The organism is Acinetobacter sp. Root1280, assembly GCF_001425285.1.
GTDB classification, from domain to species: domain Bacteria; phylum Pseudomonadota; class Gammaproteobacteria; order Pseudomonadales; family Moraxellaceae; genus Acinetobacter; species Acinetobacter guillouiae.
In genome coordinates this window covers 287,225-311,839 of sequence record NZ_LMED01000001.1, presented here as the reverse complement: position 1 = coordinate 311,839, position 24,615 = coordinate 287,225, and the positions used below count along the sequence as shown (strand labels likewise).

At 36.3% G+C, this 24,615-nt stretch carries 26 protein-coding genes and 1 pseudogene; 13 read left to right on the top strand and 14 right to left on the bottom strand.

Annotation, left to right across the window (positions count from 1 at the left end; translation table 11 throughout):
• The 3 genes from ASC84_RS01510 to ASC84_RS01500 all read left to right on the top strand — a co-directional run bounded on the left by ASC84_RS01510 (position 1) and on the right by ASC84_RS01500 (position 2,464).
• The gene (locus tag ASC84_RS01510; RefSeq protein WP_056510989.1) at positions 1-642 is read left to right on the top strand and encodes a DUF4304 domain-containing protein; all 642 of its coding nucleotides are present in this window, start codon (positions 1-3) and stop codon (positions 640-642) included.
• Positions 643-840: 198 nt separating this feature from the next.
• The gene (locus ASC84_RS01505; protein WP_056510988.1) at positions 841-1,881 is read left to right on the top strand and encodes a helix-turn-helix domain-containing protein; all 1,041 of its coding nucleotides are present in this window, start codon (positions 841-843) and stop codon (positions 1,879-1,881) included.
• A gap of 40 nt (positions 1,882-1,921) precedes the next feature.
• Positions 1,922-2,464, top strand: coding sequence for a CbrC family protein (locus ASC84_RS01500; RefSeq protein WP_056510985.1), 543 nt, complete (start codon positions 1,922-1,924; stop codon positions 2,462-2,464).
• Between the two features lie 36 nt (positions 2,465-2,500).
• Here ASC84_RS01500 and ASC84_RS01495 read toward each other — a convergent pair whose 3' ends face one another.
• The 7 genes from ASC84_RS01495 to ASC84_RS01465 all read right to left on the bottom strand — a co-directional run bounded on the left by ASC84_RS01495 (position 2,501) and on the right by ASC84_RS01465 (position 8,177).
• Positions 2,501-3,112 (bottom strand): GNAT family N-acetyltransferase, encoded by a 612-nt coding sequence (locus ASC84_RS01495; RefSeq protein ID WP_056510982.1) that lies wholly within the window; start codon positions 3,110-3,112, stop codon positions 2,501-2,503.
• A gap of 150 nt (positions 3,113-3,262) precedes the next feature.
• Complete coding sequence (locus tag ASC84_RS01490) at positions 3,263-3,871, bottom strand: GNAT family N-acetyltransferase (RefSeq protein WP_056510979.1); 609 nt, start codon at positions 3,869-3,871, stop codon at positions 3,263-3,265.
• Between the two features lie 61 nt (positions 3,872-3,932).
• Positions 3,933-4,364, bottom strand: a complete 432-nt coding sequence (locus ASC84_RS01485; RefSeq protein ID WP_056510977.1) for a hypothetical protein — start codon at positions 4,362-4,364, stop codon at positions 3,933-3,935.
• A 64-nt stretch (positions 4,365-4,428) separates the two neighbouring features.
• Positions 4,429-5,280: a DMT family transporter gene (locus ASC84_RS01480; protein ID WP_056510974.1), complete on the bottom strand. Its 852-nt coding sequence runs from the start codon at positions 5,278-5,280 to the stop codon at positions 4,429-4,431.
• A 116-nt stretch (positions 5,281-5,396) separates the two neighbouring features.
• The gene (fba, locus tag ASC84_RS01475) at positions 5,397-6,434 is read right to left on the bottom strand and encodes a class II fructose-bisphosphate aldolase (protein WP_004720677.1); all 1,038 of its coding nucleotides are present in this window, start codon (positions 6,432-6,434) and stop codon (positions 5,397-5,399) included.
• Positions 6,435-6,562: 128 nt separating this feature from the next.
• A complete protein-coding gene (locus tag ASC84_RS01470) occupies positions 6,563-6,841 on the bottom strand; it encodes a hypothetical protein (protein ID WP_056511874.1) in 279 nt (92 codons plus the stop codon).
• Between the two features lie 148 nt (positions 6,842-6,989).
• Positions 6,990-8,177 (bottom strand): phosphoglycerate kinase, encoded by a 1,188-nt coding sequence (locus ASC84_RS01465; RefSeq protein ID WP_004720679.1) that lies wholly within the window; start codon positions 8,175-8,177, stop codon positions 6,990-6,992.
• A gap of 139 nt (positions 8,178-8,316) precedes the next feature.
• On the opposite strand from ASC84_RS01465, the gene ASC84_RS01460 reads away from it, so the two are divergent.
• Positions 8,317-8,700 (top strand): DUF2237 family protein, encoded by a 384-nt coding sequence (locus ASC84_RS01460; protein ID WP_004720680.1) that lies wholly within the window; start codon positions 8,317-8,319, stop codon positions 8,698-8,700.
• Between the two features lie 21 nt (positions 8,701-8,721).
• Entirely contained in the window at positions 8,722-9,315 is a 594-nt protein-coding gene (locus tag ASC84_RS01455) for a nucleoside triphosphate pyrophosphatase (protein ID WP_056510972.1), read from the top strand.
• Between the two features lie 760 nt (positions 9,316-10,075).
• On the opposite strand, the gene ASC84_RS01450 is transcribed toward ASC84_RS01455, so the two are convergent.
• From ASC84_RS01450 to ASC84_RS01440, 3 genes and pseudogenes are all read right to left on the bottom strand, one after another.
• Positions 10,076-10,369, bottom strand: a complete 294-nt coding sequence (locus ASC84_RS01450; protein WP_056510969.1) for a type II toxin-antitoxin system RelE/ParE family toxin — start codon at positions 10,367-10,369, stop codon at positions 10,076-10,078.
• Positions 10,362-10,604 (bottom strand): type II toxin-antitoxin system ParD family antitoxin, encoded by a 243-nt coding sequence (locus ASC84_RS01445; RefSeq protein WP_056510966.1) that lies wholly within the window; start codon positions 10,602-10,604, stop codon positions 10,362-10,364. Before ASC84_RS01445 ends, ASC84_RS01450 begins: the two co-directional genes overlap by 8 nt.
• 569 nt (positions 10,605-11,173) lie before the next feature.
• Positions 11,174-11,776 (bottom strand): annotated as a pseudogene (locus tag ASC84_RS01440) (phage late control D family protein); the annotation flags it as partial.
• 322 nt (positions 11,777-12,098) lie between these two features.
• On the opposite strand from ASC84_RS01440, the gene ASC84_RS01435 reads away from it, so the two are divergent.
• Positions 12,099-13,262: a cupin domain-containing protein gene (locus ASC84_RS01435; protein WP_056510961.1), complete on the top strand. Its 1,164-nt coding sequence runs from the start codon at positions 12,099-12,101 to the stop codon at positions 13,260-13,262.
• A gap of 285 nt (positions 13,263-13,547) precedes the next feature.
• Here ASC84_RS01435 and ASC84_RS01430 read toward each other — a convergent pair whose 3' ends face one another.
• Positions 13,548-14,003, bottom strand: a complete 456-nt coding sequence (locus ASC84_RS01430; protein ID WP_056510959.1) for a hypothetical protein — start codon at positions 14,001-14,003, stop codon at positions 13,548-13,550.
• 99 nt (positions 14,004-14,102) lie between these two features.
• Positions 14,103-14,318: a hypothetical protein gene (locus ASC84_RS01425; RefSeq protein ID WP_056510956.1), complete on the bottom strand. Its 216-nt coding sequence runs from the start codon at positions 14,316-14,318 to the stop codon at positions 14,103-14,105.
• Positions 14,319-14,504: 186 nt separating this feature from the next.
• Here ASC84_RS01425 and ASC84_RS01420 point away from each other — a divergent pair, with 186 nt between their 5' ends.
• The 3 genes from ASC84_RS01420 (at position 14,505) to ASC84_RS01410 (ending at position 17,607) form a co-directional block, all read left to right on the top strand.
• Positions 14,505-16,175 carry an FMN-binding glutamate synthase family protein gene (locus tag ASC84_RS01420; protein WP_056510953.1) on the top strand — a complete coding sequence of 557 codons (1,671 nt, stop codon included), beginning with the start codon at positions 14,505-14,507 and terminating at the stop codon, positions 16,173-16,175.
• Positions 16,176-16,383: 208 nt separating this feature from the next.
• Positions 16,384-17,007 (top strand): hypothetical protein, encoded by a 624-nt coding sequence (locus ASC84_RS01415; protein ID WP_056510949.1) that lies wholly within the window; start codon positions 16,384-16,386, stop codon positions 17,005-17,007.
• A gap of 12 nt (positions 17,008-17,019) precedes the next feature.
• Positions 17,020-17,607 carry a hypothetical protein gene (locus tag ASC84_RS01410; RefSeq protein WP_056510946.1) on the top strand — a complete coding sequence of 196 codons (588 nt, stop codon included), beginning with the start codon at positions 17,020-17,022 and terminating at the stop codon, positions 17,605-17,607.
• 56 nt (positions 17,608-17,663) lie between these two features.
• Here the strand turns inward: ASC84_RS01410 and prpC are convergent, their stop codons facing one another.
• A complete protein-coding gene (gene prpC, locus ASC84_RS01405; protein ID WP_056510945.1) occupies positions 17,664-18,800 on the bottom strand; it encodes a 2-methylcitrate synthase in 1,137 nt (378 codons plus the stop codon).
• Positions 18,801-18,804: 4 nt separating this feature from the next.
• Entirely contained in the window at positions 18,805-19,689 is an 885-nt protein-coding gene (prpB, locus tag ASC84_RS01400; protein ID WP_004720700.1) for a methylisocitrate lyase, read from the bottom strand.
• Positions 19,690-19,925: 236 nt separating this feature from the next.
• Here prpB and ASC84_RS01395 point away from each other — a divergent pair, with 236 nt between their 5' ends.
• The 4 genes from ASC84_RS01395 (at position 19,926) to ppk1 (ending at position 24,505) form a co-directional block, all read left to right on the top strand.
• Positions 19,926-20,579 (top strand): TetR/AcrR family transcriptional regulator, encoded by a 654-nt coding sequence (locus ASC84_RS01395; RefSeq protein ID WP_004720703.1) that lies wholly within the window; start codon positions 19,926-19,928, stop codon positions 20,577-20,579.
• Between the two features lie 128 nt (positions 20,580-20,707).
• Positions 20,708-21,628: an ornithine carbamoyltransferase gene (gene argF / locus ASC84_RS01390; RefSeq protein WP_004720705.1), complete on the top strand. Its 921-nt coding sequence runs from the start codon at positions 20,708-20,710 to the stop codon at positions 21,626-21,628.
• Between the two features lie 95 nt (positions 21,629-21,723).
• Positions 21,724-22,194, top strand: coding sequence for a hypothetical protein (locus ASC84_RS01385; RefSeq protein WP_056510942.1), 471 nt, complete (start codon positions 21,724-21,726; stop codon positions 22,192-22,194).
• A gap of 205 nt (positions 22,195-22,399) precedes the next feature.
• The gene (ppk1, locus tag ASC84_RS01380; RefSeq protein WP_004720708.1) at positions 22,400-24,505 is read left to right on the top strand and encodes a polyphosphate kinase 1; all 2,106 of its coding nucleotides are present in this window, start codon (positions 22,400-22,402) and stop codon (positions 24,503-24,505) included.
• Positions 24,506-24,615: the final 110 nt, after the last annotated feature.

Genomic DNA, 24,615 nt, shown 5'->3' with positions numbered 1-24,615 from the left:
ATGGATAAAAAAGTCATTTCCAAACTATTACAACGTCAGTTTTATCCCATTTTAAAAGCACAGGGCTTTATAAAAAAAGGCGATGTATTTAGGCAGGTTGAGGGAGAAGTTATTCGAATTGTCGATATACAGCACTCCATTAAAAGACATTGTTTTCAAGTTAATCTCGGTATTCACCTCATCCCATTAGGTGAATATGTTATGCGATGTACAGCTAACGCTTTAGATATTGAAAAAATGCGTGATTATGATTGTGCATGGCGTAGTTCGATCCTGCCTTATTTGATCAATGATCATGACAACGACTGGTCATATACCTCAAATGAACAAGATGCTAACGAAATGGTGCAATTTCTGGTATCTGAGTGGAATCGTCAAAGCCAAAATTTCTTTAATCAATTGGCACATTGGCCTGAAGATTTTCTCAAGAAAGCGCATCAGGCCTGTATAAATCCCTTACATCCCGCACACATGTGTACCCTCTGCTATGTAGCTGGTGCTGCTGGTGATTTACAATTGGTCAAGAGGCTCGCTGAGATTGCAATTGATGCTGTTCCTGAACGAGCCACCTCATTAAAAGAACGATTAGCATCATTTATCCAAAATCCAAGTTTAGCGATTCCGCAAATTATCGATGAATGACGAAATGAAGCAGTCAAATGCGCTATTCACCAAATTGAAATATTTGTTATATTTTCTAACAACTTTCACGATCCGATTTAAAGTTTTACGCTTTATTTCCTGACTTAATTAACTTATAAATAACTATATATAAATAGTCTGATGACATATTTGTTGTAAATACCGAACACCAAACAATAGAGGATTAAAGGTGTTGCTATGGATTTGAACATGTATCTCACCAATAAATTTAAGAATTTTAATGAGTTTCTAGAAACGCATTGGCATGACTACCCCAATAAATACAAAGAAATCCAAACACTGCTGTTTTTTCAAGCCTATACCACTAAGCCACTTTCTGAGAAATTTGAAATTAATATTGATCAGGCCTTAAAGTACCCAACCTTAAGATATTATTTCCAACAGATTGAAAAATATATCCATATACCGCCCAAGCAACTGTTTCCTAACTCATTTCATCGCCCTTATGAACATATTTTAAATGAGTTTAAATATTTAAGTTTTTACCAAGAAGCTTTTGAATTTCACAAAAATTTAGAAAAAATTAGAAATACTTTTAATAAAATTTCCATTCCAATTGCCAGTCATGCTATTTACACAGAAATTTTACAATATCTCAATTTGAGCTTTGAATACCTTGCTGATCCCAACTTAGCCAACGAGTTAAAGATTAAATTAATTTACCAATGGCAAGATATTCATAATTTAGAAACTGTCGCCGCATATAAATCATTAGAAAAAATTAAGACCACACTCAATCATTATCGGCAAAATTCCTATTCAGAATACTATTTTAATTTAATTCAACTGGGTGAAAATCAACGGATTGAATTTAAAGAACGTACCACAGACCTATTAACCAACCGCAAATCAGATAAATGGGTCAAAGCGTGCTTTGCATTTATGAATACCCGCAATGGCTATGTCTTTATAGGCGTTGCTGATGATTTAACCATTGTCGGGATTGAAAATGAACTTGCGGAACACTTTAATAATTCACTCGACTTAATGAAGCGGAGTTTGATTGATAAACTGGCACACGAAAGTAACAAAATTTCAAATATTTATACCACACTAGAAGAAATACAGATTCAAGGAAAAACCATATTGGTCTTTAAATGTAATAAATCGGACCGTCCGTTATATTACAAAGGCGAATTATTCATGCGCACCAATGGACAAACAACACGTGTTCCACCTGAACTGATTGAAAGTTTTCGTGTAGAATTTTATTGTTAGCATTCAATAGTTAAAATCTCAGCCTAGAAGAATCAAAAATATGGATTATCCTCAGTTTAAATATCATCCCAACGCATACAAACTTGATCTGTTTGAAAAAGAAGATGGTATTTGTTCAATTTGCAATCAACAACGTGATTTAAAGTACGTATGTTCTTTCTATAGCATAGATGAACCCGATTATATCTGTCCGTGGTGTATTGCCAATGGTGCAGCAGCGCAAAAATACGATGGAGAATACAATGACTATTGTGGCATTGAAGGTATTTCTTCAAACCCAAATGTTCCATCCGAAAAAATCAACCCTGAGTTTTTAGATGAAATCTGCTTAAAAACGCCAAGTTATCATAGTTGGCAACAAGAAGTTTGGCTGGTGCATTGCAATGAACCATGTCAGTTTATCGCTTATGCGGATAGTGAAATGCTTAAACCAATTTGGGATGAGGTCAAAGCCGATATCGAAGAAAATGGTTATCCAGTAGAGCTTATCCAAGATCACCTCAGTATCGACGGTGATTTAACAGGCTATCTGTTTCAATGCATTCATTGCCAACAACATCGCTTACATATAGATTGTAGTTAAATACATAATCAAAACTTATAGGTCAAACCTTATAAGTTAAACCTTATAGCTTTGGCTAAGTAACTGGCTTAAATGCTGTTTAATGCCCTGCCATTCATCTTTGATTATGCTGTATATAACAGTATCGCGAACAGTTCCATCTTTTCGTAGCGCATCTTGACGTAGCACACCATCATAATGCACACCAAGACGCTCAATGGCACTTTGACTTTTAATATTGCGAATATCCGTCCTTAATACAACCGAGTTGGCTTGTAGTTTTTCAAATGCGTACTCAAGTAATAACAACTTACAACTGGTATTGATATGACTGCGTTGTGCTGATTGTGCATACCATGTATAGCCAATCTCAACACGGCGTACCTCCCAAATAAAATCGCGAAAACTGGTGGTTCCTACAATACGACCATTCCGCTGATTTAAAACAACAAAAGGTACGCGTATTCCTAAAGATTTTTGTTCAAGTGCCTTGGTAATATAAGCCTTGATCTGAGAATAATGTGGAACCGATGTATAATCTAATTCCCACAAGCGGCCATCTTTACATACCTCAACTAAAGCATTTTCATGTTCTATTTGTAGTGGTAAAAGCTGCACTTGATGGGTTTGTAATGATGTATAAAGCGTTGAAAAGATATCTTGATTCATAGCAATTACACCAATGTAAAGAATGCTCCTCCATTGTCCGCTATGTTTTTGAAAGTTTTATGAACAAAATATGAAATCACCATGACGATCTTTCAAATGATTTCAAAGGCATTTGCATGCCCTTGAATCGAATATAATTCAACAAAATAGTTATTTTTTATAATGTGCCAACATATCTTGTAAATGTGCTTTTACATTGTTCCACTCACCTTGCGCAATACTGTACAACACCGTATCTCGAATCGTACCATCTTTACGCATTTGATCACCCCGAATAATGCCATCTTTTTTAGCACCTAAACGTTCAATGGCTTTTTGGCTTTTAAAATTAAATTGATCAGTCCGCAACGCCACGGTATTGGCCTGAAGTTGTTCAAAAGCGAACCCTAATAGCAATAGTTTACAGCTTGTATTGACATGGGTCCGTTGTGCCGATTGTGCATACCATGTATAGCCGATTTCAAAACGTTTTACGTTTAATAAAATATCGTGATAACTGGTCGTTCCCAAGACTTTCCCTGAGCTTTGCTCTATGACAACAAAGGGATAACGGCTGCCCTGTGTTTTTTGGATCAATGCTTTTTCAATATAATTTTTAACTTCTGTGTAATGTGGTGTAGAGGTAATTCGTAAATTCCACAATTCACCATCACGACACGCTTCAGCGAGTCCTTGCTCGTGTTCAAAAGACAGTGGTACTAAGCGAATATTATTTAGTTGTAAATCTAAATGAATAAATAATTGTTCAAATGCATCCATCTCATATCCACCAAGTTAATCTATAAATTTACCGTTTGATGTCATTGTAAAGTGATCAGCATCAATATATATCACACTTTAATTTTACATCTGATAATGGTTTTATATTCTGAATAAAAGCACTCCCAAATGATGAACTGCTTAAATCGTTTCTAGAAACGAAAACATCATCAAGAAGAATCTCTGCCTGAGCTTGATAAAAGCATCCATGTTTTAACGGAACACTGGGGAATTTTAATAATTTAACGTATTTTTTTGACTCATCATCAACTAAAAAACGTGTATGACCTAAATATGTTCCTTGAGTATCTTGATCTAAAAATTGAATTTTTAAATTATTCTCACCATAATCTGCATCATAACCATATAAAGATTCAACAACTAAAGGAGATATTGCTTTATAGGTATAAGTCGTGATGGAAGGATTATCACGATCTCCTTTTTCTTGTTCAGTCTTCACCAATGTTAAATTTGCTGCAAAAACATCTATCATGATAAATGTACCCAGTATTATGAATAGTATTCTTATCATTTTAATCTTTCATTCTCTTAAATCATTATATTGCCAAGGCTAAACATACCACTCCAGCCAAACCTAAAACCAGTCCTAGAGCGGTAATCACTTTAAGCTTTTCTTTAAAAATTAACAGCCCTGCAATGACCCCAAATAACACCACAAGGATATTCATCCCTGCAAAAACGATGGCTGGAGAATCTTTTAATAAAATATGCGCTTTGACATATAAAGCAATATTGGCAAAATTTAAAATCCCCAAAGCCAAACCAGCAATACTGTTCTGAAGCTTCCACTGAGTTTTTCGAATCAGTAAATAAGCGACAGATAATAGGAATGAACAGATAAACATCAAGGTTAATGTAACAGGAAACTGTAAGCCCAGACTGGTTGTATATTTCAATAAAACATCAACCAAAGCATAACCTACCCAAACACTGAGTAAATAAAGGATCCCTTTCTGATTGAGGGATGAATTTGATGGACTCGACTGGGAAAGTACAATACATAAAACTGCCACGATACCCAAACCGATACCAAGCATTTTTAATTGATTAAATTGCTCTTGGAATAAAAAATATGCAGCCAATAATGATAAAACCACAGATAATCGTTGTGCAATTTCAGTTTTTAAAATTCCTGCACTATTTAATGATTTTGCTAGACATAAAAAAATACTGGGTAATACAACACCTAAACCAAAAATCAACCACCACGGCGTATTTGAAATTGAAATATGAGCCAAATCAGGCTTAAACCAGATGTAGCTCAATATACTGGCGATTGCATAATTCCAAGCAATCATTTGCAATGCATCAAAACCTTTTTGTTTGGTCCATTTTAAAAGCATTGAAACCAGCACACTACAAAGTGCTGCTGAAAATATGAGTTCCATAATTTACTTCTTATCTCACCAATCATCGCAAAATTTATGCGGAACCGTGTTCCTATGATTCAAGAAAAAGCCCACTAGCGTGAGTGGGCTTTTAGGTAATCAACAACCATTAAAGATTATTTATAACGATCAACCATTTTTTCTAAAGAAATTGGGCGAATCTTGTCTGCATTACCCGCAGTACCAAATGCTGTATAGCGATCTACACAGATTTGTTTCATTGCTTCAACAGTTTCACCGAAGAATTTACGTGGGTCAAATTCACTTGGTTTTTCAGCCATCATACGGCGCATTGCACCTGTAGATGCTAAACGTAAATCTGTATCGATGTTGATTTTACGTACACCATGCTTGATTGCTTCAACCAACTGTTCAACTGGAACACCATAAGTTTCTTTGATGTCACCACCATATTGGTTAATAATCGCCAACCATTCTTGTGGTACCGAGCTTGAACCATGCATAACAAGATGAGTATTTGGAAGTGCCGCATGAATTTCTTTAATACGGTCAATTGCCAAGATATCGCCTGTAGGTGGACGAGTAAACTTGTACGCACCATGAGAAGTACCGACTGCAATTGCTAAAGCATCAACATTGGTATCTGCAACGAATTGACGAGCTTCTTCAACAGAAGTGAGAAGTTGAGAATGATCAAGTACACCTTCTGCACCAACACCATCTTCTTCACCAGCCAAACCTGTTTCAAGGCTACCCAAACAGCCAATTTCGCCTTCTACAGAAACGCCACATGCATGTGCCATTTCAACAGTACGACGAGTTACATCAACGTTATATTCATAAGACGTTGGTGTTTTACCATCTGCACCTAAAGAACCATCCATCATTACAGATGAAAATCCAAGCTGGATCGAACGTTGACAAACATCTGGGCTTGTACCGTGATCTTGATGCATTACCACTGGAATATGTGGCCATTCTTCAATTGCAGCTAAAATTAAATGACGTAAAAATGGAGCACCTGCATATTTTCGTGCACCAGCCGAAGCTTGCACAATTACAGGTGAATTTGTTGCGTCAGCGGCTAACATAATTGCGCGCATTTGTTCTAAGTTGTTCACATTAAACGCTGGAACGCCGTAACTATGTTCACCGGCATGATCCAAGAGTTGGCGCAATGAGATAAGAGCCATAATATCCTCCCAAGTAATGCCCCATATTCTACATGTTGCTTTATTTCAATTCAGCAACAATATTGACTATTTCATAAAAAATCCCCGCGTTTGCGAGGACTTTTAACAAATAACAACATTTAGAAAGATTATTGAGCTTTAGGTGCTTCTTCTTCAGTCGCTGGTGTAGCCGCATCCGCTGGAGCGTTTGCTTTTTCAGCTGGAACATCTGTATTTTTTTCATCCAAAACAGGTTGATCAAGTGCATCAATCACTGCTTGTTGTTCTGCAGATGTATTTGCTGATTCTGCTGAAACAGCTTCAGAAGAAGATGTTTGTTCTGAGGCTGGTGCTTTTTCTTGTTTAGAACATGCAGTAAATGCCAAAGGAGCAATAAGAAGTGCTGCAAGTGTAAATTTAAATTTCATCACATTTCCCAGTGTTGGTGATTGGATTTGATCTAGTTTATTGCAGTTATATTTCATTTTTATTACTTTACAATGAATCTCTCAGATAAAAAAGGCTGACACGAGGTCAGCCTTTCATATAAACGTCATAATTAAAATAATTTTTCAATTAAGCACGTTCAAGCAATACTGCTACTGCAGGAAGTGTTTTACCTTCAACAAATTCAAGGAATGCACCACCACCAGTTGAAATATAACCAATTTTGTCTGCAACTTGGTATTTATCAATTGCCGCTAAAGTATCACCACCACCTGCAATAGAGAATCCTTCAGATTCCGCAATCGCTAAAGAAAGTGTTTTTGTACCTTCGCCAAATTGATCCACTTCAAACACGCCAACTGGACCATTCCAAAGGATAGTTTTAGAAGTTTTTAAAATTTCTGCAAAAGCTTTTGCAGTTTCAGGACCGACATCTAAGATCATGTCATTGTCTGCAACATCTTCAACTTTTTTTACTGTTGCTTTAGCATTTGCCAATGAACCCAAGAAATCGGCAAAGTCGATTGCAGAGGCATCTGCCACAACAACATCTGTTGGAAGTGGAACTGATACTTTTGCCGCAATCGCTTTCGCTGTGTCAATCAAATCATGTTCACACAATGATTTACCGACATTGAAGCCAGCTGCGGCTAAGAATGTATTGGCAATACCACCACCAACAATCAATTGATCACAAATATCAGAAAGCGAAGTTAAAACATCAAGTTTAGTAGAAACTTTAGAACCAGCAACAATTGCAACCATTGGTTTTTCAGGTGTTTGCAACGCACGACCTAAAGCATCTAATTCAGCTGCAAGCAAAGGGCCCGCTGCTGCAACTTTTGCTAAGCGTGCTACGCCTTCAGTTGATGCTTCTGCACGATGCGCTGTACCAAATGCATCCATCACAAATACATCACAAAGCGCTGCATATTTTGCTGAAAGTTCAGCATTATTTTTCTTTTCACCTACATTGAAACGACAGTTTTCAAGTAATACCACTTGCCCTGCTGCAACTTCAACACCATCTAAATAATCTGTAAATAATTTAACGTCTTGACCAAGTGCCTCAGTTAAATAAGCAGCTACAGGAGCTAATGATTGTTCCGCTTTTGGCTCACCTTCAACGGGACGACCAAGATGAGAATACACCATGACCGCAGCACCTTTCTCAAGTGCCAATTTAATTGTCGGTAATGCAGCACGTAAACGCGCATCACTTGTAATCACACCATTTTTAACAGGTACGTTTAAGTCTTCACGAATAAGTACACGCTTGCCTGCTAAATCGAGGTCAGTCATACGCTGAAAATTCATGTATAGCTCTCTTATAGATATTAAAAATCGCGTAGATTCTAAATGATTACACAAAAAAAGGTTAGATACTTTTGTAGAAAAGCTGTAGAAAAGTTGAGATTTGATTATTATAGGGCGAACTTTTAAATTCTATACGCTTATGTCTTTTCATCCCGATCCTAAAATCAATGGTTTAAATGTCTTAGGTGAACCTTTAGCAAGTTGTTGTTTTTCTCCAATCACAGGTTATTTTCGTAATGGTTTCTGCCATACAGCAACAACCGACCTCGGTCAGCACACTGTATGCGCTGAAATGACTTCAGAATTTTTAAATTTTTCACAAAAAGTCGGAAATGACCTAATTACACCGCTGCCAGAACACGGCTTTCCGGGACTACAACCTGGTGATTTTTGGTGTTTATGTGTGACGCGTTGGGTTGAGGCCTATCAAAATGACATGGCACCTCGTGTAAAACTACAAGCCTGTCATCAAGCTGTTTTGGCGTATGTTCCCTTAGATCTCTTGATGGAATATGCTGTATAATTAGGCATGAATTATTCAAAGATGAATCACCCTGAAATTATTTTGGCTTCATCGAGCCAAACCCGTAAAGATTTAATGAATCGTTTGCGCTTAGACTATCATTGTATCTCTCCTGAAATCGATGAATCACCACAGGGTGAATCTCATGCCGATGATTTGGCTAAACGCTTGGCTTTTGAAAAAGCCCGAATCATTGCTCAAGAACATCCAAATGCAATTGTGATTGGGTCAGATCAGGTAGCTTGGCGTGAACATGCACCACAAGATTTTATTGGTAAACCTCTATCTGTAGAAAAAGCCATTCAACAGCTACAAGCCAATTCAGGCAAAAATGTCTTTTTTAGTACTGCCTTAAGTGTGCAACATTTGGCTTCTGGTTTTGAACAAACCTTGGTCGAGCATTATCATGTGAAATTTCGTGACTTAACTTTGGCTGAAATTGAGCGTTACATCGAAATTGATCAACCTCTGCATTGTGCGGGTAGCTTTAAGTGTGAAAGTCTTGGTATTGGTTTATTTGAGCAAATGATTGGGCAAGACCAAACCACTTTGATGGGTATGCCAATGATTCAGTTATGTGGAATTTTAAGAAAGTTGGGAATTCAACTGCCTTAATCATAGTTTCTGATCATTAATTTTCTATGAGTTTAAAGGTGCTAGCATTATTGTAAATTTATCCAGCATTTTACTGTTGAGGTTTTTTCTGCTTTCCATACACGTTTAGAGGAAAACCCTTGAGAATTAATGTACATACTCCAACTGCTATCCAGCACCCCTGCTTGATAGTCTAATAAAACATAACCCTCTTTAGTTCGATTACCATCTATCAGTCCCGTATTAGATCGAAATTGAATATATTGATAAGGAACTAAAAAGCGAAGTGTTCTTTCAGAGTTGGACTTAACAATAAAATAGTCATGAAGTGCTTGATCAGGCTGTAGTTCGTCTTTTATTAAATATTTGTTTTCTAAACCAAATCTTGTTGTCCATGAAACATCCCTATACAGCCCACCAAAAACAACCTCATACCAAGTTTTATCGGTATTTACCTCTTCACAGACTTTCGGTATTGCCTCCCATTCTTTGGGATTGCTTAAAGTAACATCAAAAGGTCCTACATTTTTTAAAGTCAGAATTACTTCTAAACCTTCTTTTTTAGGAATAATGTTGGTTGTTCCATAAAAATCAGCAAATTTAACTAAATGGTGTCTACAAAATCAGTGGCTATTCATAGTTTCTACTAAAATTTACATAAATAGATTGGAATAATAACTGAAATAAGCAAGAGTACCTTGCAAATTTCTATAAATAACCAAGAGTTGATATCAGCAATTCTAGGATAATTAGCTAGGTAACCTCACTCTAATCTCTTATTCTATAGATCAAAAAAGTGCTTCATTGGGTGCATTTGCTGATGAAGTATTCTAATAATAAAAATATTTTGATCTTGGATGCGATAAAAAACAGCATGTTGATGATGATCATGCCGACGTACACTAGCTCCTATTTCTGCGCATTCATACCCTATTAGTGGTGAAGTGGCTAAAAGGTTAAATGTACTCTCTAAATGTTCAGTGTACTTATCAGCTTGCATGACACCAAAGTTAAGCAATGTATATTCATAAATTGCTGTAAAGTCTTCTACCGCCAAATTAGATAGTTTATACATTGTGTTTCAGTTTAACTTTGGCAGCTATATCTTTTAAGTTGAGATCACTTTCTCCACTTTCATCACCCTCTTCAATAGCCCTTCTTAGAGCCATCGCTTGATTCTCTTGGTGTTCTAATAACCGTAATGCTGAACGTATAACTTCACTCGTTGAGCCATAACGCCCCGATTCAATGAGTGTGGTGACAAACTCATCAAGTTGTGAGCCAATAGTTACACTTGTTGTTCTAGGCATAAGACTCTTCTTTTGTGTTAATAGATAACACAATTTAGCATGTATAGTGGTCAATTAAAAGAGAATAGGCACTCCAATCTAATTTATTTGTGTAATCGCTTATTTATTGCCGTAACTGATACTAACGACTAACCCAAACTGAGTAATCACCTAATCACAATCAATTATAATATTTTAAAAATCAATTATTTATAGTTGATTGAATTTTATTAATTTGCATTAAGCCTTAAACTATATAGTTACTAAAGAAAATCAAGACACTCTTCTTTTGGATTTTTTGTTAAAATAGTCATTGATATTTAGCTTTCAACATTTGCTGGTGGGTGTTGAATCACAACTACACTGTTAAATTTTAACTTTGGTAAAAATTATTATTTAAACACAATATTCCAACTCAAATTAAGCATTAAAACATGCCGCTCATCAAAATTTCATCTTATGTATGGTTTTCCTCACAAAATGTTATATTATCAGTCGTATTTTCATGAAACTGGTTGTCGCGAAGCTATTTAACTATTTGTTTTATAGAACACACCGATGTCAACTCATGTGTCGCCTGACGTGAAATTCGATACTTTAAGCTGTGCTTCATCAATCAACCAGCTAATATTTTCACTTCTCATCAAACGAGTAAGGAAATCTATGTCTCGTTCATTATTCTGCATAATGAATGGTCTAACATCGTAGTCTTTGATTAAGCCACTTTTATCCAATGTTAGACTTGAAGCAAACAATGGGGTTCGATCACACCACTCAGAGAAGACTATTTGAATAATATCCACAACTGACTTCGCCATAAATACTCTAGAATTTCTACGATGCTTCCAAAGAGCTGTTGGATCTTCTACAGTCAAGCGGTAAATCGTCAGAGCACCATCGCTCGCGCCCACATCTGCTTGGGTCACACCCCCTGAAATTCGATTGAGTTCTGATTTATCATTCACAATATCCACAGCCACTGGGCTACCGATAAATTGCTTTAAGGGAATACTCATTGACATAGACAAGCAAATCAGTTGTAAACTGACCCCATTGTTAATGGCATGTGTTCCATCAATACGTTGAAGGAACACTTGGGCTGTCAAATCAGGATTGCTAAATTGGATATGCAAAACTCGTTTTTGGGCAAATAACCCAAGATGCTCAAAAGCAGAGTAAATATTATTCAACATAAGTTATTGTTAAGTTTTTCTAAATTAAACTCGACGTACTTAAAAATTTATCTGTTTATCTATACAGATCTGTATATATCTTATTTGTTATTCAAGTAGCAATAAAGTTAATCAAATTTCACAAGCGAAGCCGATTGATTCAGCTTGTAGCAAGTTGTAATTTAAATTTGGATGATTTGGAAACAACTCAACTTTTGAATGTATATGTAACAAAACCCGCTATCAACATTTAAAAATTATGGTTTAGAAATCAACTTGCACCCTTTTACTTAACATAAGACAATAGCCATATTATAGATTCAAATTTGCTTAGGCTATTTTCATGTCCCTACCTTTAGATGTTCTTGGCGGAATTACTGCTGAACAATTCCTCTCAGAATACTGGCAAAAAAAACCTTTATTGGTTCGTAATGCTTTACCTGAAATTGCCAATATCCTTGTTCCAGATGACGTCATGGAGCTTGCTCTGGATGAAAACATCACAGCACGCCTAATTAAACAAAAAGACAAAGATCCAAATCAATGGTCAGTAAAATCATCACCACTCATCAAAGGTGATTTTCAAAAAATGCCAAAGCTTTGGACCTTATTGATTCAAGCTGTAGATCATTATTCATTTGATTTAGCAGAACTTTGGAAAAAATTTCCTTTTATTCCACAGTGGCGTCGTGATGACATTATGGTCTCTTATGCTGCTAAAGGTGGTTCTGTAGGTCAGCATTTTGACTTTTATGATGTATTTCTTGTACAAGGTTATGGACACCGCCGTTGGCAACTTGGACAAATGTGTGATGCTGAATCTGAATTTGTTGAAGGGCAGCCATTAAAGCTACTTCCAGAAATGGAGATCAATTTTGATGAAGTTTTAGCGCCAGGCGATTTACTTTATGTCCCACCAGGATTGTCGCATTACGGTGTCGCAGAAGATGATTGCCTAACCTACTCTTTTGGTTTCCGTATGCCAAATATTGCCGACATGATGGATCGTGTCAGCGATAAATTTGTCGAAGACCAACAACTACGTAATCCGCTTATCGACATCTTACGGAATAAACAAAACCCGATTGGGCAAGTAACACAAGCTGAACTCGATTATTTAAAAACTGAATTGTTGGCAAAATTAAATAATTCTAAAGTGTTAGAAGATGCCATTATGAGTCTAATGGCTGAAGCAAAGTACCCTGAAAATATTCCAGATGCTGAAGCGATTGGCACTGGAGATTTAGAAGAAGTTCTTGACCAAGGCTATTTACTACAAATTGAGCCAGCCTCTCGATTAATTTATCTTCAACAGGATCATGAATTATTATTCTGGGCAAATGGTGAATCGATCTGTATTTCTGAACAATTTGCACCCCATTTAAAGCAGATTGCAGATGGACAAGGTGTCAAACTCAATGATGAATTGTCTGATGATGAAATATTAGAGGACATTGCTGGATTATTAAATGAATCTATCTTGATGCTTGTTCCAACTGACGAATAAAATTCGCAATCTAACTCTAACAATGTAATGCTTAAATAAAGCCTGAAAATTTAGGCTTTATTTCTATCAATTCACTTTCACCATTTTTTAAGAAGTAATTCCCTCATCCTTGCTTAAGCTGATATTTGAATGAGGTTGAGGACTTAACCGAAGCATTGAGTTTAAGTCACTTCAGTTCTGCTAAAGTATAAATTTTCATAGGTATTAGAAAAGTAAACACTTCATCCCACTAGAGATGAAGACTTTGCTGTGACTTTATTGTCCTTTTATCAGACTATTTTTTACTCATAGTTTTCGATAAACTCCGAAATCTACTGTCAATATTTTTTGTTGTTCAAGTTTTTCAAAAAAGTCTAAAGTACTACTAAAGGGATTAACGAAGTATTTTGTTAAGTGATTGAATTCAACTGTTGACTTAATAAAATTATAAAAAAAATATGGATCAAGATTACCAATACTTTCTTTGTTTCCAAGCGAAACTTCAAGAATTTGCCCTGTTATTAAATTCTCAAACATACAATGCTCTCCATGCACAAAAAAAGACCAATCTTCCGATAGCGTTTTTTGTCCATTTAAAAAATCAGCATCTTGTATTTCGTAATAGTGTCCTGCATTAATTTTTTCTTTTTCAGGTTGGTCTGTTTCTGTAATTAATTTATCAATAAGCACTTCAGCAATGGCTTTATAGTTGTCCATTGCTGTTAATAATTCCTGTTCTACATCAGAAGTAAGGTCGATCATATAATTACTGTCAAAATTTCAAAGCTAAATAATTAAAACTTATCAAATAAAGCCTGAGAATTCAGGCTTTATTTCTATCAATTTACTTTCAGCATAATTTTAAGAAATAGTTCCCTCATCCTTGCTCAAGCTGATATTTGAGTGAGCTTGAGAACTTAACTGATGCTTTAATGTCTCATTTTCTTGCTTTAGATTTTTAATTTTAAAAAACTGGAAGAACAGCCCGATATAAGCAATAACAACGATTACAGAAACATAAATGGCTAAAAAACTGATACTTGGGTTTAACAATTTTGTCAGAAACTCTTCAAACATTTTCGATTCCTTTTTGTTTTCATCGCATATTGAATAAATATTTCAGTTAAATTAACTCAAATTGTTTAGAAAATAAATCATTCAATTATTAATCTAGAACCATTCTCAAGTCTAACAAATCATTACTTGAGCTTTTTCATCAATTTGGGCAATTTAGCGCTATATAAAGAATGAGATATTTACTTCATGGCAAGTCCTGCTCAAGCAATTCGACATCAACTTCTCAATACTTTTTTCTCCCGTTATTCTGTTTGGTTCCTTTGTATATTTGTATCTTTATATTTGACTTGGATTATTTTCTTTAACGAAGGTCATTATATTTATTACTTTTTTTCAGATACTGTACTGAATTTAGCTTGGATTATTTCATCCATACTGGCCGCAATTGGCTTTGCCGATATCATCCAAACACAACATTCTATTTTAAGAAATTACCCTTTAATGGGACATTTTCGATTTTTCTTTGAAGATATACGTCCTGAAATTCGTCAATATTTCATTGAATCTGATGATGATGCCTTACCTTTTTCACGTGCACAAAGAAGCTTAGTTTATCAACGTGCTAAAAATGAAAATGCAGATAAGCCTTTTGGTTCAATTATTGATGTCTATCAAGATGACTATCGTTTTTTAACCCATTCGATGACACCCAAAACACCTGCTGATTTTAATACATTTAGAATTAGTATTGGTAATGATCAATGCTCACAACCTTATAGTGCTTCCATCATGAATATCTCAGCAATGAGTTTTGGTAGTTTGAGTGCAAATGCCATTCTTGCTTTAAATACTGGTGCAAAAAAAGGCAACTTTTATCATGACACGGGTGAAGGGAGCTTAAGTCCTTATCACCTTGAACCGGGTGGTGATATTGTTTGGGAAATTGCCAGTGGCTATTTTGGTTGCCGTACTTTAGATGGTAAGTTTGATCCTGAAAAATTTAAGCAACAAGCAGCTTTGCCTCAGATCAAAATGATCGAAATCAAACTGTCACAAGGGGCAAAACCTGGACACGGCGGTATTCTTCCTAAAGATAAAATCACCAAAGAAATTGCCGAAATACGCGGTGTTTCTATGGACGTGGATTGTATTTCTCCAGCGACACATTCGGCTTTTAGCACTCCTATTGAAATGATGCATTTTATTCAGCAATTACGTGAGCTATCCAAGGGCAAACCGGTTGGTTTTAAATTGTGTATCGGACAACCTTGGCAATTTATGAGCATTGTAAAAGCCATGCTGCTGACCAAAATCACTCCAGATTTTATCGTGGTTGATGGTTCAGAGGGCGGTACAGGTGCTGCCCCTATTGAGCTCATTGATCATATGGGTACGCCTTTACGTGAAGGCCTGCTATTTGTAAACAATACCTTGATTGGTGCAGGTTTACGTTCTCAAATCAAGATTGGTGCAAGTGGTAAAATTATCAGTGCCTTTGATATTGCCAGTACGATGGCTATGGGTGCCGACTGGGTCAATTCTGCACGTGGCTTTATGTTTGCGGTGGGTTGTATCCAAGCACAAAGTTGTCATACCAACCAATGTCCTGTTGGTGTTGCAACGCAGAACAAAGAACGTCAAAAAGCACTTGATGTACCGTCTAAAGCAGATCGTGTATTTAGTTTCCAAAAAAACACCTTAAAAGCGCTTGCGGAAATGATTGCTGCAGCTGGCTTACAACATCCTGCTGAGATTAAAGCACATCATTTGGCACAACGAATCAATGACCGTGAAATCAAAAACTATGCTCAATTGCACTTTTGGATGAAAGATGGTGAATTGCTCAGTTGTGAAAATAAAGATGAAGAAAATTTCTATTTTAGAATGTGGAACTTAGCAACTGCTGAACATTTCTAATTATTTGCAAACGAAATTTCATTAAGGAGATCAACATGATCTCCTTTTTTATATCTAGCATTTAAATAGTTAAAAGAAGCCTAATCTTCTGTTTTTGCTTCTTACGCATTTTTTAAGTTTATATTGGCTTTTATTTTTACTCAAACACCATTTTAATCTAAACAATATTTAAGCAAGATATCTTAAAACACATCAAGAATATTTGCGGATGAAATTTCTAAAACACATAACCGCCACCACTATCCTTACAACGTCATTACATTGTTATGCAACTGTCGGTGGTAGACAAACAATAGAAGTATTGGGTTATGAAGCAAAACAACAAAAACTTTATCTGTTACGACACTATGAAGATGAGCGTGGGCGCTTGCCACAGTTATACTATTATCAACTCAACAGTAAAACACCTGACAAGTTGATTGAAGTACAATCGTTATATATCAATCCCAAAACACATAAAATTGACTATGATCAAGATGCTATCCAGTTTGAAAAAGACCTAAATAAAATTAAAAAGCGTTTAACACCGTTACTTATAGGAAATGCCAATACAGCAAAAATTCAAGTGGTGCAAAGTCAAACTCATTACGTCCCTGCTTGGCATGATCAATCCCAAAAGATTCCTCAATATAAAACCATATACAAAGTTACAACAGCTTCTTTAAAAAGCAAAAACCAACAAGCTATACAGTATGCTAAAACAATAAAAATCACTCAGAACTATGTCGTGCCAAATCAGAATAAGCGGCTGATTGTGGTTAAATATTTCGGCATTCCAGAAGAAACAGGCTATGATGTTGAAGATACTGTTTTGCTCTTACCAATACAATAATGAGGATAAATCGTGTTAAAAATAATCACATCGACGCTCTTATTCAGTTTTAGTTCTCTCGCTTTTGCAAAAAGTTATAGCAATATTTCACTTGAAGTCCTCGGCTATGATTCAGATAAAAAAGCGGTTTTAATTCTTGAAAATTCAGCAAGCTATGACATTCCAAGAGTTTATCGCTATTCACTGAGTGAAAAACGCTATGATCTGCTCAAATACGATGAAAATTTTACAGGTATTACAGATCAACAAAGCTTTCAGCAAAAACTTTCAAGCATAAAGACTCAGCTCAAACCGCTTAAAAAAATCGCGCTTCAAGACTTTAACGTTAATCTACTCGAACAAAGACCTTCTGATACTGAAAGCTCTGACTCATTTAAAACAATTTATGGCTCGATATTTACAATATCCAGTCCGCAATATCAAAGTCTTCAACAGAATTTAACCAGTTACAGTCCAGAAATTAAACTTAAACAGGCTTTTGAACTGCCAAAACATAAAGGTGCACTGATTACTTTTGAATCACTCAGCTTACCTTTTGATGAAGGATATAGCCGTGAAGAAGCTGTTGTTTTATTTCCTACCGGTCAACTTCCCCAATAAATAAAGCCTCTTAGGAGGCTTTATTTTTACTGCTTTTATCAATCTTGATCAATGCATTACGCCGCTGAGCGCTCAGTGATCGGTACAACTTTACGGAGCTCTGGACCAGTATAATCTGCGCTTGGACGAATAATACGATTGTCAGCACGTTGTTCCATTACATGCGCTGCCCAACCCGTAACACGAGACATCACAAAGATTGGTGTGAATAATTTTGTTGCAATATCCATGAAATGATATGCAGATGCATGGAAGAAATCGGCATTACAGAACAATTTCTTCTCACGCCACATCACTTCTTCGCAACGTACTGATACTGGGTAAAGCACTGTATCACCAACATCTTTTGCTAAACGCTCAGCCCAAATTTTGATGATGCCATTACGCGGGTCATTGTCTTTATAGATCGCATGACCAAAGCCCATGATCTTTTCTTTACGTTCCAGTTTACCCAGCATTTCACGTTCGGCTTGTTCTGGAGATGTCCAGTTTTCAATCATTTCCATCGCAGCTTCATTTGCGCCACCATGCAAAGGACCACGCAGTGAACCAATTGCGCCAGTAATACACGAGTGCATATCAGACAATGTTGAAGCACATACACGTGCAGTAAATGTTGAAGCGTTAAACTCATGCTCAGCATAAAGAATTAATGAAACATTCATCACTTGTTCATGTAATTCATTTGGCTTTTCACCACGCAGTAAATGCAAGAATTGTGCACCGATTGAATCGTCCTCAGTATTTTCTTCAATACGTACACCATCATGACTAAAACGGTACCAATAACAAATGATCGCTGGCAAAGTTGCAAGAATACGATCTGCCACATCTTGCTGTTGATCAAATGATTTTTCAGTTTCCAGATTACCTAACATTGAAACCCCTGTACGCATCACGTCCATTGGATGTGAATCAGCAGGAATACGCTCCAATACTTCTTTTAAAGCTTGTGGTAATTGGCGAAGTGATTTTAATTTGGCTTTATATGTCGCCAACTGTTCTGCTGTAGGCAATTCACCAAAGAAAATAAGATAAGCGACTTCTTCAAATTGGCAATTTTCTGCAAGGTCTTGCACATCATAACCACGATAAGTTAAGCCTGCGCCACTCTTACCTACTGTAGAAAGTGCTGTTTTACCTGCAACTTGACCACGCAATCCTGCGCCTGTAAGTACTTTTCCTTCAGCCATTTTATTATTTCTCCTGGGTGAACAGTTTATCTAGAGTGTTTTCGAAAGTATGATAATCAAGGAATTCGTAAAGTTCTTTTCGTTGTTGCATGCTATCCAGTACATTAACTTGTGTACCATTTTCACGAATTGAACGGAAAACTTCGAGAGCTGCTTTTTGCATTGCACGTGTTGCAGACAATGGATATAGCACCATGCTGATGCCCTGTTCAGCTAACTCTTGGGTGGTGTAATAAGGTGTATCACCAAACTCTGTAATATTTGCAAGAACAGGAACACCTACTGCATCACAGACTGTTTTATACATGGTAATGTCCGTCATTGCTTCAGCAAAGATCGCATCTGCGCCAGCTTCGACACATGCACAGGCACGATCAATCACGGCTTGCAAACCTTCTTTTTGCAATGCATCTGTACGTGCCATCACAACAAAGTTCGAATCTGTTTTTGCATCAACTGCTGCTTTAATGCGATCAACCATTTCTTGTTGAGAAACAATTTCTTTATTTGGACGATGACCACAACGTTTTTGTGCAACTTGATCCTCAATATGGACAGCTGCCGCACCCGCACTAATCATTTGTTTAATTGTCCGTGCAATATTAAATGCACCACCCCAACCTGTATCGATATCAACAAGTAATGGTGTATCTACACGTTCTGTAATACGACGAACATCTTCCAATACGTTGTCTAAGCTGGTCATCCCTAAATCAGGTAAACCATAAGAATAGTTTGCCACACCAGCACCTGAAAGATAGATGGCTTTATAACCCACCTGTTTCGCCATCATCGCTGCATAAGCGTTGACTGTACCAATGATTTGTAATGGTTTTTCCACTTCTAGAGCTTGTCTAAATCTTAAGCCTGCAGACGTCTGTTGTGTCATATTCCCTTCCACAGTGGTCACTTGTTTATTGAGTTTTGAGTATAGCCATAATTTATATTTCGCATATGACCATTTAGGTATATTACTCTAAAACTTTAGTCAAAGAAAAATGAATTTTGATTCATTTTTTCATTTTTATGCACTTTTTTTTATCATTTTTTCCAATAGCACGTTTGCTAAGAAATTTATTGACATCTTTGATATAATAGTGACAACCCATTTTTCCTCAGTAATTTATGAACGAAGATTTAGCACAAGTTGAAGCTACAGGATGTGATTTTCCACAAACTAAACGTGGGCATGAACGTCGCTTGGCATTACTGATTAGTGCAAACGATCTTTTTTTAGAGCACGGTTATGATGCGGTATCTTTAGATGACATCGTGAATCATGCAGGCGGATCAAAAGCCTCGATTTACAAATATTTTGGTAGTAAAGAAGGTCTATTTACAGCGATCTGTGACTATCGTCGTGATTTATTCTTTAAAGATATCTGCATTCCATTTAACCCCGCGTTGAATGAGCTCAGAGCATATTTGATCAATACCTTGATTAACTTTTATAAGCATATGATCATTCCTGAAAATATTGCTTTTATACGTTTGGTCTTAGAACGTTCACAAAAAGACCCACAATTGGCCGTCTATATTCATGAAAAAGGACCAAAGCAAGTACAACACTCTATTGCATGTGCCTTGGAACGTTGTGTAGAAAATCAAATATTAACCTGTGCAAATCCTTTATTTTCAGCACAATTTTATTTTGGAATTCTTAGAAATTTGGAATGGCGAATTTTAATGGGGATTGAAATCAAAGAATCTGATCAAGAAATATTCAATTGCGTAAGTTATTGTGTAGATCGCTTCTTAGAGGGCCATCAAAAGGTCTAATTTTTTTGCGTTTTCATATTCATATAGTATATTAGCTGATTCTCCTTTTTATTTTCATCAACCACCAACAATGAATTGTTGGTCAATTTCCCTGTTGGTTTTGACTAAACAATTATTGTGGAGTAACCATGGCTCTACGACATTTTCTTACTTTACGTGATTTATCCACTGCTGAACTTAACCGTATCATTGAACGTGCTCAAGAGTTAAAGCGAAAACAACACAACAACGAAGTATTTCAACCCTTTGTTGGAAAAGTCATGGGGATGATTTTTGAAAAGTCGAGTACCCGTACTCGTGTATCTTTCGAAGCTGGTATGAGCCAATTTGGAGGCAGTGCAATTTTCCTTTCATCACGCGACACCCAATTGGGTCGTGGTGAGCCAATTGAAGATTCTGCACGCGTGATATCGAGCATGCTTGATATTGTGATGATTCGTACATTTGGTCATGATATTGTTGAACGTTTTGCTGAATATTCAACAGTCCCAGTTATCAATGCATTAACTGATGACCACCACCCTTGCCAGCTACTTGCAGATGTACAAACATTTGTTGAACATCGTGGTTCGATCAATGGCAAAACTGTGGCTTGGATTGGCGATGGCAACAATATGTGTAATTCATATATTGAAGCTGCACATATGTGGGGCTTTAAGTTAAAAATCGCATCACCGAAAGGTTATGAACCAAAACCTGAATTTCTTTCAGAATTTGCTCATTGCGTAGAACTTTTTGAATCAGCAGAAGATGCAGCGGTCAATGCAGATCTAATCGTGACGGATGTTTGGGCAAGTATGGGCCAAGAAGAAGAACAAAAAATTCGTGAAAAAGCGTTTGCTGCGTATCAAGTGAATGAAAAATTAATGGATTTAGCACATCCAGATTGTCTATTTATGCATTGTCTACCAGCACATCGCGGTGAAGAAGTTTCTGAAAATATGCTAGATCACAAAAACGCTGTGGTTTGGGATGAAGCAGAAAACCGCCTACATGCACAAAAAGCCTTGGTTGAATTTTTAATCAATGAAAATTTAAACAAAGACTAATTTGTTTTGTTTTAAGATAAATAAGCACCAACACTGGTGCTTATTTTTTGTTTCAGTATAATAAAATCCATATTTTTAATATGTGTATAATTCAAATGAAATTTAAAATAATTCCTTTATTCGCAATGTCACTATGCTTACTCATTTTTCAAAGTAGTTATGCAACTGAATTAGATGACTATTTGATTCAAAAGAATTTGATTGGACAGCATTATAAAATTATAGATCAACAAAATTTAGATGATGTTTTAACTGCGTTAAGTGAAGAAGACTCTCGCGTGCTGCCTGTACAAGTCGACCAAAACACAGTGATTGAGAAAATTCATATGTATCATGATCATATTGATTTGCAAGGTTTAATTACATCTAAAGATTTTAATCAGTTTTCAAATAGCATGGGTAAAGAAAAAACTCAGCAACTTTTGATGGAAGGAATGCTTGAAAATTGTCATTTACTTTTTGAAAATGAATTCCAACGTCAAAATCCTTATTATGTAAAAATAAAACTGATGTCTGAACAGAAAGCATATGAGCTAAAACTCAAAAATGAGCAATGCAAATTTTAATTTGTAATAATATTGTCTTGGTGCATTGTATCAATTCGCATTTTGTCTAAACAGATTTTATTTTTATAGCTGATCAAACGATTAAAAAAATTAATATTTTTTAATCGTTTAAGATTAAGACAATTTTTAACATTTTAGCTATCTGTAACAATTTTGTCATGTAGAATACTTACTATGCCCTTCAAGGTCGTTAAGACAGTTTCAAATGACGCAGATCATGCCCGCTTCAAAAAGTTTAACCACGCCTGAATTTCAACATAGCTCTAGCAGCTATATTAATCGTGAAATTTCCTTACTGGAATTTCATAAACGTGTGTTAGCCCAAGCAAAAGATGAAACTCATCCTCTGCTTGAACGATTGAATTTTCTCATTATTTTTTCACGTAATTTAGATGAGTTTTTTGAAATTCGTGTCGCTGGATTAATGAAACAACTGGACTTCAAAACCATTACCACAGCGCCAGATGGTATTCCAAACGAAGTCATTCTTGAGCAAATTTCACATAACGCACATCTTGCGATTCAAGAGCAATACGACACCTTAAACCATGTATTATTGCCTGAGTTAGAAAACTATGGCGTCAAATTTATCCAATATAATGACATTTTAGAAAAACATGCGGAATGGATTAAAAATTACTTTTTTAAACAAGTACAACCTGTTGTAACACCAATTAGCTTAGATCCTGCTCATCCTTTCCCACGCTTGGTCAATAAAAGTTTAAACTTTATTGTCACCTTAGAAGGAAAAGATGCTTTTGGTCGCCAGATTGAACTGGCCATTGTACCCGCACCTCGTTCCTTACCGCGTGTTGTACGCTTACCAAACGAGCTCACAGACGGCGCAGAACATTACATTTTATTGTCAGCGATTATCCAACAGCATATCAGTGATTTATTTCCCGGCATGACAGCAACAGGATGCTATCAATTCCGTGTTACCCGTAATGCTGACTTAACTTTGGCAGAAGATGTCGATGATTTGGCAGTCGCATTGAAAGATGAATTATCTTCACGTCGTTTTGGTCGTGCAGTTCGTTTAGAAATCGCAGATAATTGCCCAAATTCAATTAATAATTATTTATTAGAACAATTTGATTTAGATCCACAGCATCTTTATCAAGTGAATGGTCCTGTCAATTTAACACGTCTGATTACTGATTTTGATATTCCAGAATTAAGGTTTAAGCCTTATCAAGCCGTTATTCCCAAAGCCTTAAGAAATTCAAATAAAATATTTGAAATATTAAGCAAGCAAGATTTGCTATTACATCATCCATTTGATTCTTTCCAGCCCGTTATCAATCTACTCAAAGAAGCGGCAAAAGACCCCAATGTTTTAGCAATTAAACAAACCTTATATCGTAGTGGCCCAGACTCAGAAATTGTACAAGTGCTGGCAGAAGCTGCTCGCAATGGGAAAGAAGTTACAGCGATTATCGAATTACGTGCGCGCTTTGATGAAGAATCCAATATTATCGTCGCAAATCTTCTACAAGAAGCTGGCGCAGTTGTGGTGTATGGTATTGTCGGTTATAAAACGCATGCCAAAATGATTTTAGTTGTGCGACGTGAAGTCGATAAACTCAAACGTTATGTACACCTTGGCACAGGCAACTACCATGCTGGAAATGCACGGATGTATACCGACTATGGTTTACTCACCACAAATGATGAAATTTGTGAAGATGTACATAAAATCTTCCAAGAGCTGACAGGTATGGGTAAATTGTTAAAGCTAAAAAAACTCTTTCATGCCCCCTTCACCTTACACTCCCAGCTGTTACATTTGATTGAGCAAGAAACAGCACATGCAAAAGCGGGTAAAAAAGCCCGTATCATCATTAAAGTCAATGCATTGACTGAACCTAAGCTGATTACAGCTTTGTATAAAGCATCTCAAGCTGGGGTTAAAATAGAGCTGATTATCCGTTCAATCTGTTGTTTAAGACCACAAATTGAAGGGCTTTCTGAAAATATTAAAGTTCGTTCTATTGTCGGGCGCTTCCTAGAACATACTCGTGTTTATTATTTTTATAATGATGCCAATGAGGACTTATACTGCGCAAGTGCTGACTGGATGGGTCGAAACTTATTTTCTCGGGTCGAAACTTGCTTTCCGATTGAAGATAAAAAGCTTAAAAAACAGATTATTGAATATGGGCTGCTCAGTTATTTAAAGGACAATATTCGTGCTTGGGAACTCGATGCCAATGATCAATGGCATGCAGTTCAACCCAAAGATGATGAAAAACCTTATATTGCCCAACAGGTGTTGATGCAACAACGGATTATTCCCACTACAGCGTAATTCTTTCATATTGTTATTTTCAATAATTCAGAAACACCCCTCCTTAAAAGGAGGGTTTGGATGATTAATGTGGCATTGAAACACCCCAATTAAGGCATAATTTTGATTGA

What these genes read in the sequence shown, in the direction of transcription:
- ASC84_RS01425 (WP_056510956.1), bottom strand. Translation starts at nt 14,318, where the DNA reads ATGTTTGAAGAGTTTCTGACAAAATTGTTAAACCCAAGTATCAGTTTT.
- ASC84_RS01485 (WP_056510977.1), bottom strand. Translation starts at nt 4,364, where the DNA reads ATGATAGATGTTTTTGCAGCAAATTTAACATTGGTGAAGACTGAACAA.
- ASC84_RS01480 (WP_056510974.1), bottom strand. Translation starts at nt 5,280, where the DNA reads ATGGAACTCATATTTTCAGCAGCACTTTGTAGTGTGCTGGTTTCAATG.
- ASC84_RS01455 (WP_056510972.1), top strand. Translation starts at nt 8,722, where the DNA reads ATGAATCACCCTGAAATTATTTTGGCTTCATCGAGCCAAACCCGTAAA.
- ASC84_RS01465 (WP_004720679.1), bottom strand. Translation starts at nt 8,177, where the DNA reads ATGAATTTTCAGCGTATGACTGACCTCGATTTAGCAGGCAAGCGTGTA.
- ppk1 (WP_004720708.1), top strand. Translation starts at nt 22,400, where the DNA reads ATGACGCAGATCATGCCCGCTTCAAAAAGTTTAACCACGCCTGAATTT.
- ASC84_RS01430 (WP_056510959.1), bottom strand. Translation starts at nt 14,003, where the DNA reads ATGATCGACCTTACTTCTGATGTAGAACAGGAATTATTAACAGCAATG.
- argF (WP_004720705.1), top strand. Translation starts at nt 20,708, where the DNA reads ATGGCTCTACGACATTTTCTTACTTTACGTGATTTATCCACTGCTGAA.
- ASC84_RS01435 (WP_056510961.1), top strand. Translation starts at nt 12,099, where the DNA reads ATGTCCCTACCTTTAGATGTTCTTGGCGGAATTACTGCTGAACAATTC.
- ASC84_RS01415 (WP_056510949.1), top strand. Translation starts at nt 16,384, where the DNA reads ATGAAATTTCTAAAACACATAACCGCCACCACTATCCTTACAACGTCA.
- ASC84_RS01470 (WP_056511874.1), bottom strand. Translation starts at nt 6,841, where the DNA reads ATGAAATTTAAATTTACACTTGCAGCACTTCTTATTGCTCCTTTGGCA.
- ASC84_RS01450 (WP_056510969.1), bottom strand. Translation starts at nt 10,369, where the DNA reads ATGTATAAACTATCTAATTTGGCGGTAGAAGACTTTACAGCAATTTAT.
- prpC (WP_056510945.1), bottom strand. Translation starts at nt 18,800, where the DNA reads ATGGCTGAAGGAAAAGTACTTACAGGCGCAGGATTGCGTGGTCAAGTT.
- ASC84_RS01500 (WP_056510985.1), top strand. Translation starts at nt 1,922, where the DNA reads ATGGATTATCCTCAGTTTAAATATCATCCCAACGCATACAAACTTGAT.
- ASC84_RS01505 (WP_056510988.1), top strand. Translation starts at nt 841, where the DNA reads ATGGATTTGAACATGTATCTCACCAATAAATTTAAGAATTTTAATGAG.
- ASC84_RS01385 (WP_056510942.1), top strand. Translation starts at nt 21,724, where the DNA reads ATGAAATTTAAAATAATTCCTTTATTCGCAATGTCACTATGCTTACTC.
- ASC84_RS01510 (WP_056510989.1), top strand. Translation starts at nt 1, where the DNA reads ATGGATAAAAAAGTCATTTCCAAACTATTACAACGTCAGTTTTATCCC.
- ASC84_RS01445 (WP_056510966.1), bottom strand. Translation starts at nt 10,604, where the DNA reads ATGCCTAGAACAACAAGTGTAACTATTGGCTCACAACTTGATGAGTTT.
- ASC84_RS01490 (WP_056510979.1), bottom strand. Translation starts at nt 3,871, where the DNA reads ATGGATGCATTTGAACAATTATTTATTCATTTAGATTTACAACTAAAT.
- prpB (WP_004720700.1), bottom strand. Translation starts at nt 19,689, where the DNA reads ATGACACAACAGACGTCTGCAGGCTTAAGATTTAGACAAGCTCTAGAA.
- ASC84_RS01495 (WP_056510982.1), bottom strand. Translation starts at nt 3,112, where the DNA reads ATGAATCAAGATATCTTTTCAACGCTTTATACATCATTACAAACCCAT.
- fba (WP_004720677.1), bottom strand. Translation starts at nt 6,434, where the DNA reads ATGGCTCTTATCTCATTGCGCCAACTCTTGGATCATGCCGGTGAACAT.
- ASC84_RS01395 (WP_004720703.1), top strand. Translation starts at nt 19,926, where the DNA reads ATGAACGAAGATTTAGCACAAGTTGAAGCTACAGGATGTGATTTTCCA.
- ASC84_RS01420 (WP_056510953.1), top strand. Translation starts at nt 14,505, where the DNA reads ATGGCAAGTCCTGCTCAAGCAATTCGACATCAACTTCTCAATACTTTT.
- ASC84_RS01460 (WP_004720680.1), top strand. Translation starts at nt 8,317, where the DNA reads ATGTCTTTTCATCCCGATCCTAAAATCAATGGTTTAAATGTCTTAGGT.